Annotated in this window: 2 protein-coding genes; both read left to right on the forward strand. The window is 40.7% G+C overall.

Features of this window, described 5'->3' with window-relative positions; genetic code table 11:
* Nucleotides 1-3149: glycosyl hydrolase 53 family protein (locus Q9Q35_RS01675; RefSeq protein WP_304651852.1), on the forward strand; the 3149-nt coding region annotated here is incomplete at its 5' end.
* A gap of 618 nt (nt 3150-3767) precedes the next feature.
* Nucleotides 3768-10320 (forward strand): KxYKxGKxW signal peptide domain-containing protein (locus Q9Q35_RS01680; RefSeq protein WP_304651853.1); only part of this gene is annotated, 6553 nt, incomplete at its 3' end.

Raw genomic sequence — 10320 nt, forward strand, 5'->3', positions numbered from 1 at the left:
ACTTTTTTATCCTCTGGCAGTGGTTAGATAACGCGACCCGCTACTTTGACACGTTCAACGGTGCGATGGCGATCGGTCAAAAAAAGATCAATGATCATTGGTATCTATTTGATAAGAACGGTGCAATGCAACGGGGTTTCCAATACCTGCCAGAGGATAAAAAAGTTGCTTACTATAACCAAGATGGTTGGATGCTATATGGTAAGCAAAATATTGCTGGTAAAACATATAGCTTTAACACATATAATGGTGCCTTAGAGAATATGGATGGTCAGCAAAAGCTGGATGGAAATTGGTATTTATTTAATAAAGGTGAAGTTTTGACTGGTTTCCAAGAGATCAAAGATCAAAATAAGACAGTCTACTATGACCCAAATACAGCACGGATGCAGTATGGTTGGCAAACGATCGCTAATAATAAATATTATTTTGACACCTATAATGGTGCGATGTATACAGGTAGTCATTTGATCGATGGGGTAGATTACTCTTTTAATGATGATGGAACCTTATTGCCATTAACGATCCAAACTTATCGTGAAATGGTTGCTAAAGAAGTAGCTGATGATATCCAAAAAACTTATGGTCAAAATGTTGACTATGATTGGAACAATCAAAATGATAACTATCTAGCTTTTACGTTACATGATACAGCCCAATTAGTTGCACGTAATAATTTAGCTGCAACTTCTGAAGCTGTGCAAAAGAATCTAGCAAATAATGCGTTGTTTACAGGTACAGCAAATGTAGTGTGGACTAAGAGTTATAAAGATATGCAACAAGCGATCACTCAAGCTGCAAATGATTTTATGACTGCTTTTACGCCAAAGTCCGATTTATCTAAGGCAGCTATCGGTGTCGGTGCTAAGGAAATGAATGATAGTATAAATGTTGCTATTATTATCTTTACACCTGGTAAAGATGATGCACCTAAGGAAGAAATGGTCGATTCAACACTTACTGCTAGTGTATCCGATGTTTACAAAGCACCGGGGGTAAACGCACAAGTTAGTGATGATCTACAAGTAGGAGATACGCTCAGTACAGACGAATTAGGAAATACTTTTAAAGTATCTCCAAACTTATTGAACGGTGTTAAGGGACAAAAGATCAGTGAACAAAATTTGAAATTGATCTTCAGTAGTTTACCAGGAAATGAATCAGGACTAGAGGGCCAAAAACTTTATAAGGGAACAGACGGTAATGAATATCATTATGTCTTTTGGCTAAATGATACTTTTGCTGGTCAGAAAGTTGGTAAGCAAGAAGCATTTTTAGCTGCAAATAAAGATGCTGTATATGGTGAACCATTAAAGGTCAGCTACTCTGCAACATTGACTTGGGGGGCTCCAGTTGAAGAGTCAACAGGTATTACAGGTGTACCAACTAGTCAAATGACAGATGAGCAGATCGATCTTGCTTATAAAACAGGGACAAATACTGGCTTGCGTTATGACGCTGTTACGGTCAAACCGATCGAAGGGATGACCGATGATATGATCCGCGGAGTTGATATCGGTAGTTATCAATCTTTGATCAACGCCGGCGTAAAATTCTATGACTTTGATGGTAATGAAGCCCCTATCTACAAAGTTTTAAAAGATGCTGGGGTCAACTGGATCCGACTACGTGTTTGGAATGATCCATACGATGTTAATAACAACACATATGCTGGTGGTGATTGTAGTGAAGCTAATGTTGTTCAAATGGCAAAAGATGCTTCTAAATATGGTTTGAAAGTTTTACTTGACTTCCACTACTCTGATTTTTGGGCTGATCCTGCTAAGCAACCACTCCCTAAAGCATGGGAAGATCAAACGGGTGATTCTTTAGCTAAGAGTGTTTACAATTACACAAGCAAGGTTTTGAATGATTTGAAAAACGCTGGTGTTGATGTTGATATGGTCCAAGTTGGTAATGAGATCACAAATGGTGTCTTTGGGATCTATTCCAATCGTGACCGAGGGGAATCATATCTAAATATCTGGGGCAACAAAGAAAAAGCAACTCAAATTTCTCGATATTTGAATGCTGGTGCTAAAGCTGTTCGGGATGTGTTGCCTGAAGCTAAAGTTGCTATTCAATTAGAAACGCCCAATGTACCTAAATATACTAATATCATGAATGCTTTACGCGATAATAATGTTGATTATGATATTTTAGGTACGTCGTATTATCCATTCTGGTCAACACATGATGGCAATGGCTGGTATGATGATGTTGATATGGGTTGGGGTGCTAATACACCTAAGAGCTTAGAAGGTATTGAAAAACTCGCTAAGCAAGAGTATGGTAAGCAGGTAGTTGTTTTGGAAACTGGTTGGATCAACAATGTTCGTGATTCGGATGGTACAGGAAATTCGATCGGACCTGATTCAGAGATCCAAGCATATAGTCATGATCCACAAGGTCAGGTCGATGCGATGGCAGATATGTATAAAGCTTTAGTTGCTCAAGGTGGCTTAGGTGGTTTCTGGTGGGAACCTGCATGGATCCCAGTTAAGGCTGGTTGGGAAAACTGGCAGTTTAATAAAGAAGCATCTGATAAGTATGGTACTGGCTGGGCTTCACAATATGCAGTCGGTTATGCACCAGATAGTGTGATGTATTACAATGGTCAACCAACTTGGGGTGGCTCAACATGGGATAACGTAGCCTTGTTTGATGATCTAGGGCATCCACTTCAATCATTGAAGATGTACAACGGTTTCTTACATGGTTATGAAACACCTAAAGCGCCTGAAAAGGCAACCTCTACGATCAACTTTAAGGTAAATAAAGTGTGGAATAGTAACAATGTCGCTTTAAAAGATGGGTTAGATGAAGGCACAACGCTTATGGCCTCTGATATGATCGAACCACTTTCTGCTACGGGAAATGAATTACTTAGTGGGACAGGTGCGTTTACTCAAGAAAACCTAGAGAAGATCGCAAGTTATTTGGGCGGTATGACTACTGCGTTAGAGGGGGCTAAGACATACTATGCTGATAATGGAGATGCATACCACTACGTTTTCTGGTTTACTGAAGGTAAGACAGCTGAACAAAAAGCATGGAATTTCTACAATGATAATAAAAATGCCAAATACGGTGAACCTTTAGTTGCTAATGTTGAAGCAACTGTAACTTGGGGTGCAGCTAAGGCATAATAATTAGGTTAGAAGAGTAGCTCTTGAAGTGACTTTTCTAACCTATTTTTTGCTGTGTAATGGTATTATTTAGATGCTAGGTCGTGTTGTAAAGTCAATGCGTACTTGAATCGTTTTAAAAGACGTAGCGGGAAACTTTTATTAGAACGATACGAGGTTTTCTGCTGTTGTACTGACGATTCTCTAAAATGTATAAATCGTAAAATAAAACAAATTCAGCAAATGATTTATGGTTATTGTAATTTTGGATATCTCAAAACACGTATCTATTTCTAAATATAGAGAAGCTCTGTGAGAATAGTTTAAACTGTTTTCACAGAGCTTCTTGTATCTTTTTTTATACTATTACTCAGTTGCTCTGGTCAAGGTCTAATTATATTAAAGGGAAAAATTGTTGGAAATAGCCTTTTTCCTTGTGTACAACGCAATCGCTTTATCGATATGGCTATGGAAGATCAAAGTAGAGGGTGTAACTGTTGAAAAAAAGACAAATTAACTTTATAGTATAAATACAGATAATAAAAAAATTAATATTTTTAACAACTTAGATCATTTACTTTAAAAAGTTTTAACTTTTTAAGACAGCTTAACATAAAAAAGATGAGGGAGATGAGCATTATGCGAAAAACAAAAATGCGTTTGGCAAAGTATACATCTGAAGAAAAACGACACTATAAGTTATATAAGCGCAAAAAAACTTGGGTCATAGCTGGAATAACGATGTTTAGTTCAGCTGTATTGTTGCAGGTGCCTGCTTTAGCCGATGAAGTAACAACTTTGACTTTAGGAGAATCAACGACAGCTCAGGGAACTATCCAAACTGATGATAAGACACTATCAGGGGCGCCAACAACAGATCAAACAACACAAGAGACTCTTGCTACAGACCAAACGAGTGTAGAAAAAGAAACAACGTCAATAGCTGAATCAAACGAAGTAATTGATACCTCTACAACTAAAACAGAGCCCGAAAGTATTCAAACAAAAGAAGAAACAACAACGAATACACAAATAGAACAGCCAAGTGAGGCTACGCAAACACAAGCGGTGGCATCAACAAGTAGTTTTAGAAGTGTAGCAGCTACATCTAATGAAAGTACGCAATCTGGTGAAGAAGCAATACATGTGACCACTGTCTCACAAGAAAATAGTGGAACTTTGGACAAAACGACTGCCGCGGATGGTTCAACTGAGTATACATTTACGACAGACAATACTAGTCCTAACCGTGGACGTCTATCGATGACAGTCGAGTATACAGGGCAAAATGGTGATACTTTTAGTATGATCGTAAAGCCTAATGCGACTAAAGGTGGGATCTTGGAAGCTGCAGGCAATTTAGATGCTACCGGATCGCCCCAAAAGACAGCTTTGGGCGATGGTAGTTATAAGTATACTTGGACGATCACAAATGCGGCAGATAATACAAATGTGACGGTCAAACAAACGATAAAACCGATCAATTTCTTTGCCGAAGTGATCCAAAACGGTGCTGAGCCTTACCCACCGTATTTAAATAGCATTGCAGACGATGGGATGACCGTCAGTGGTGATAACTATCAGATCAGCTTTTTGATCAATGATGTTCCAGCACCTACCAGCACAAATGTCAAGATAACGTTAGATAAGCGTTTGTTACCAGCAGGGGCTAAAGTTGAAACTAAGGCTGATGCTTATAAAGACAACACAACGACTAATGTGACGACTGATACTAACTATCTCTATCAAGTGGAGATCTTGGATGGTAATGTCGTTGCCAATGTTCCAACGACTGTCAGAGGCCTTGCGCAAGTAAAAGTCCCAGTCCCAGAACATTTTGTGTTAGATGCGACTGAAACTAACAAGTATTTGATGCATACAGGTGATCCGTATCTAAACGGAAATTTACAAGTAACACAGCCCGGTGGTGAAGGGACACCGATCATATTGACGGCAACAAAGCCGATCGTCTTTACCACGACAAGTGCTAAGTTATCTTTTATCGGGCATTACACGAGTACACAGACGACTGGCAAAAGTGAAGCACCATCTGGCTGGGTCGATCTTGGTGATGGTCAAAGAAAGTATTTTGGGACGGTAAATATCGATACCGGTGAAGCCCTTGATCCAAGCGGCTTATCCCCAGAAGCGAAAGGTTTTGACCAAAATGTATTGGCAAAAGATGATCCAAGCGTGCATGAAAACTTTGGCTTGATCATCCACTATTCCAACAGTGAACAAAGTAATAATCGCGATGTGGTGCTTGTTTCTGACTATAATAGTGTTAAAAATAGTGGCACAACCGTAAGTGATCAAAAAATCGATCCAGTCGAGCGTCCGATCTTGGATAATGGGGATAAAGCAGCCCCAGTTTTATATGCTGTGGGTCTGACCGCTAATGGGCTGACAGAATTTACACCAACGTATCATTTTGAGTTTCCAGATGAGATCACTACAACAGGGATCACCTTACCGATCAACAATGTGACAAATGATCATGCTGACTTTAAGTCATATAATCCAGCGCAAACGGGTTATACCGTAGTCGTTACGGGATCTGATGGTTCACAGATCATGCAGCATCTGCAAGCAGGTGAACATTATGATCCATTGACAGGACAGATCGATCATTTTGGTGAATTTAGGATGGGTAAAAAATTGGCTTCTGGTGTCAAGATCACGGCCTACGATGTTACGCCTGATGTTAAATATTATGCCAACGCCCTTCAAAATTCGGTCAACGGGACAAATGGTGCGAGTGCTTTAAACGACATCAATTCTGGGATGATCAACATTTTAGGGTATTTAAATTCTAAAGCTCAAGTTGGACAGACTTATAGTTCTAAGATCCAAGTCGAATCGGAAAATAAACGTTTGACGACGGCATTTCAAGTAAATGTATCGGAACCTAAAAAGTTACCACTTCAAGGTTATGAATGGCCTTCAACAGGCAGCGAAACTTATGTTAAAAAACCAGGTGACGAGTTTAGTATGGGATTACAAACCATGGGTTCGGTCTCAACGCCAAGTAAGGGAACAAACCTTGATGCTGGTGGGGTCTTAGTTGGTAAAGGGAATGGTACGGCAACTGACTTGCCAGGACATGCGTTGGCTGTTGAATACGGGACTATTAGAGAACCGATCGTATATCTCACAGTACCGGAACAGACAGTGTTGACCAATTTTGCTAAAAGCGATAAGTTCTATCAAGTGACTTATGATAAAAAATATCAAAACCCTGTCACCCCAGAACCAAAGATCATTCAAAAACAAAATATCAATGGACAGACAGTTGTGATCTTAGATTGGACAGGAACTGGGTTTGAATTAAAACCCCAGATGAAAGTCTTGTTCAATTTAAAAGTTGCACCTGATGCAGTCAATGGCTTTGATGTTGGGCGAACGACCGTCGACATGTATGCTTATACCGAACCCGGTAAAGAACCAGCACTCTACACGGCAGCTTACCTAGAGAAAAATGGTATTTCGACTGATGGCCTGCAAGTGTATAAGGCAAATGTGAACAACACGAATAATACAAGTTGGATCCAACTCGGAGGAGACACGAGTAAAACTGAATTACCAGCTAGTTTACAGACTCAGATCCAGTTTTCTGATGGAACGATCGCTAAGACGACGATGACTGATACTGGTTCAAATACTATCCAATTTAGGATCGTTGCGACAGAAGAAGTCAAGCCAGCTCCACTTATCCAAGGGACGAAGAATTACAGTCTTTCAGATAAAGGGTCAAATTATCCCGCTAAAGATTATTTGGAAAAAGATGGGCAAAAACAAGGGCTCCAAACGTTACAATTTGGGATGGTGAATAACTTAGCAAACGCTTTGAACAACGTGATCTCAGTTATGAATCTCCCGCAAGCTGGTGTCGTAGATAGTAATAACCCTAATGCTTCTGCGCAAGCTTTTACCTTGAATATCAGTGGCGCGGGCAAATTGGCTTTAGATTCGACGAATAATCATCTCCATGATGCACATACGCTTTATTATGCAACGCAAACAGCTGTTTTAAGTGCTGATGGCAAGACATTGACTTTTGCGGATGGCACGACTTGGATGAGTGGGCAGCCAATACCAAGTACTTTATTGACTGCTGATCAAGTCACCGATTGGAGCACGATCAAGTCGTTAGTATTAGATATACCTACTTTGAGTATGGGCAATAAGATCATTTATCATTTCGATGCTTACTCACCAACTAGTGAGACTAACATGGGCAAACAGGTCACATTACGCCAAGTTGGAGGTTACACAGGACAAAAGGCTTTAGTTGTCGGAACGATAACGGATAGCTATGGTGCTTATGCGACTGTAAAATTTGTCGATCAAGCAGGTGCTCCGATCAATGGCTATCCTGATCTGGTCGGCAAAGCAACGTTAAATGAAGCAACTGGAGAATATGAGTTAGAAAACAGTTATCTGTTAGGTGAAGTTGGTAAAGCGTTGAGTTTACCAGCACCACCAACGATCACAGGCTATAAGTTCGTTGAAAACCAGTATTCAAGCACGGTCTTCAAAGCTGATGGCTCGACAGTCATAACACGTGTTTATCAAGTCGATCAAGCACGACTTTTTGAAAATTCACTGCAAGGTAAACTATTGGATCAAGCGACAGGTGATCCGCAAGCAGGAATGACCCAAGCAACTCCAACAGGAACAAGTGAGATCAAATTCACGGTGACTGATGAGCAATTAAAACGTCCAGGCTATACGTATAAGATCACAATAGTCGATCAAAATGGTACTCCTTTGACAAATAAAGTGTATGACAGTTTAGCTAAGGCGCTAGAAGAACAGGGGATCTTTGATGATAAGATCGATAACCAAGGCGTGACTCAAAACTTTATCGTTACGTATACAGCTGATTTCCAAAAAGCAGTGATCATAAGTGATAATGATCCAAGTAAGCAGATACCGACAAGTGAAGCTGAAGCTACGACAGCACCATATTTCCACGATGGTAAGACAGATGGCTTGATGTTTTACGATCAAGCAGGTGCTCCTTTGGTATCAGATGCTATGTTTGCTCGAACTGGTTATCGTTATACGGTCATCGCTCCAGATGGTAAAACCTATAGTGATTTTGCGGCAGCTTTGGCGACTAAATTAAGATTCGATAATACGGATAACCCAGGAAATAGCGACAGTGAAGTTCAAGTTTATCGTGTAGTCTATGCTGAAGACATCCAAAAGCTACTCGTGACGATCATTGACGATCAAGGCAAATTAAATGATGATGGTTCTTACACGAGTACGACTTTGGTCAACAACGAATTTTTAGGCCAAGGTCTAGCAGGTTCTGCTCCAAGTGAAGAAACAAGTCAAAAGTATGCCGATATGATCGAAAACTATCTCGCTCAAGGTTATGTGCTTGTAAGTAAAGAAGAACTTCCGACCTATGATCAAGATGAAACAGCTGATCAAGTAGTGACTGTCCATTTAAAGCATGGAACAACAACACAAGAAAAGACTGTTAAACTTACCCAGATGGTCACATATAAATATAAAGATGGCGTCCATGCAGAAGAAAATGCAGCACCGACATATACTAAAGAATATAGCTTTACAGCAACTGAGACAGTCGATCAAATAACTAATAAAGTTATTCAGACCAAGTGGAGTGGACCACAGATGACAACTGTGGTGACAAGCCCAGTGATCGCTGGCTACAAGGCCGATAAGTCAGAAGTTGCAGCGATGCAAGTTTCGCATGAAACAGAAGAAACAGCGTTACAGACGGTCGTTTACTACACACCAAATATTCAAAAGTTAAACTATAAAGTTATCGATGATCAGACTGGCACGGAGATCGTAGTAGCGACACTTTTAGCACAAGGTGGATCAGAGACTGATATTCCAGAAAGTGTACAAACAGAGTATGCTACTAAGATAGCAGACTTACAAAAACAAGGTTATGTTATCGTAAGTCAAGACGACCTTCCATTGGTTTTTGATACAGATGATGCTTCTGATCAGTTGGTAGTCGTACATGTTAAGCACGGGACAAAAGAAGTCACGGGTACACCAAAGACAGTGACGCAAACCGTGACCTATGTTTACGGTAACGGACCAAAGAAAGGTCAAAGTGCGGCAGAGACCTACACGAAAGACTATCAATTTACTTCAGTTGATACGATCGATACAGTAACTGGTGCGATCTTGAGTACAGTGTGGAGTCCAGCGCAGACGACAGAAGTGATCCAAAGTCCAATGATCACAGGCTATACACCAGATCGAAACGAGATCAGTGGTCAAACGATCACCCATGATTCAGAAGATCTCAGCACAGTGGTGACATATACAGCAGGTGACCAAACCGTCAAAGTGCACTATATCGATGTTTATGGTGGAACTAACAAGGAATTGACTGACCAACTCCAAACGATCACAGGTAAGGCAGGTTCGGCATACACCAATACGCTGTGGGATTACGCGCAAGCAGGTTACGAATTAGTCAGTGCCCAACCAGAAGCAACATCAGGTAACTTTGATGAAGACCCAGATGCTGATCAAGAGCACTACGTTTACTTGACCCATGCGTTAAAACAAGTAGAGGGTACACCAGTGACAGTCAGTCAAACGATCAACTACGTCTACCGCACAGGTCCAAAAGCGGGTCAAATGGTATCGGCTGATAGTGTGAATAGTCACACGTTCGTACCGACATATACCGTTGATCAAGTGACAAAAGAAAATGTCGGCGAACCAAGTTGGGCACCCGAAACGGCAGAATTTAATGCAGTTACGAGCCCAACAGTCAGCGGATATACAAGTGATCAGCCAGTCGTTGAAAAAATGACGATCACACCAAGTTCAAAGGATAATGTGGTGACTGTTTACTATGACGCTAACGAACAACGTTTGACCTATACAGTGATCGATGATGGCGACAACGGTAAAGTTTTAGCCAATGACGAGCTCTTAGCGACAGGAGACAGTGAAAGCGTGGTAGGTGACAAAGTTTCAACGGACTACCAAGCGCTCATCCAAAGCTACTTGGATAAAGGCTATATCTTAGTGAGTGCAGATACCTTACCGACAAGCTTTGATAATAACGACGCAGTCGATCAAAATGTGGTGCTCCATTTAGCCCACGGGACAAAAGAAGTCACAGGTACACCAAAGACAGTGACGGATATGGAGACCGGAAAAGTGCTGCAGGAGGGGAAGG

Origin of the sequence: uncultured Ligilactobacillus sp., from assembly GCF_948826705.1 — a bacterium.
GTDB lineage: Bacteria > Bacillota > Bacilli > Lactobacillales > Lactobacillaceae > Ligilactobacillus.